This is a genomic window from Rhodopirellula sp. UBA1907 (assembly GCF_002337565.1).
In the GTDB taxonomy this organism is placed as follows: domain Bacteria; phylum Planctomycetota; class Planctomycetia; order Pirellulales; family Pirellulaceae; genus Rhodopirellula; species Rhodopirellula europaea.
In genome coordinates this window covers 4,193-4,819 of sequence record NZ_DDGH01000096.1, presented here as the reverse complement: position 1 = coordinate 4,819, position 627 = coordinate 4,193, and the positions used below count along the sequence as shown (strand labels likewise).

The 627-nt window shown below is 58.1% G+C and carries 1 protein-coding gene and 1 pseudogene; both read left to right on the top strand.

What is annotated here, in order from left to right; all coding sequences use genetic code 11:
- A pseudogene (locus tag B2R17_RS22915) lies at positions 1-236 on the top strand (UxaA family hydrolase); the annotation flags it as partial.
- Between the two features lie 32 nt (positions 237-268).
- Positions 269-627, top strand: a 359-nt coding sequence (locus B2R17_RS22910) for a glycosyltransferase (RefSeq protein WP_349677003.1), incomplete at its 3' end; no start/stop codon positions are given.

The following is a 627-nucleotide window of genomic DNA, read 5'->3' as shown; positions in this document are numbered from 1 at the left end:
GCGGCAAACCGGTTCCCGTGATCAAGATCGCCAGCCACTCCACTTTGTTCCACGCCATGCGAGACGACATGGACTGGAACGCAGGCCAATTGCTCGAGGGTGTCTCGATGGACGAACTCGCGGATCAACTGTTCGAAGAACTGCTGCAGGGTGCCAGCGGAACGCAAACCGCCAGCGAACGCCTCGGGTTGGGCGACCATGAATTTGTGCCGTGGACGGTCGGGCCGGTTCTGTGAATTGTGAGTGGCTCTAATTTGCGATTGGCACCATGAACATTGACCTGATCATCACCGAGATGAACTTTGGCGGGGCCGAACGAGCGCTCACACAGCTCGCCATCGGTCTTCGCGATCGAGGCGATGACGTGCGACTGTTCAGCTTCGGCAAACTGCCCACTGCAGACACTCTGCCCAAAGGTAACAACCGACTTGTCCAACAGTTGCATAACGAAGGCATCGAGGTCACCAGCGGCGGAGTCCAAACGTCTCGCGGTTTTCTGCCAGCGACGATTCAGTTGCGACGTTGGCTGGCACGTCGACCTGGTTCATTGGTTCAAACGTTTCTGTGGCACGCCAACGTCCTCGGCATGCTCAACGTCTCGTCCCGACAACCACGAGTCGCCGGCAT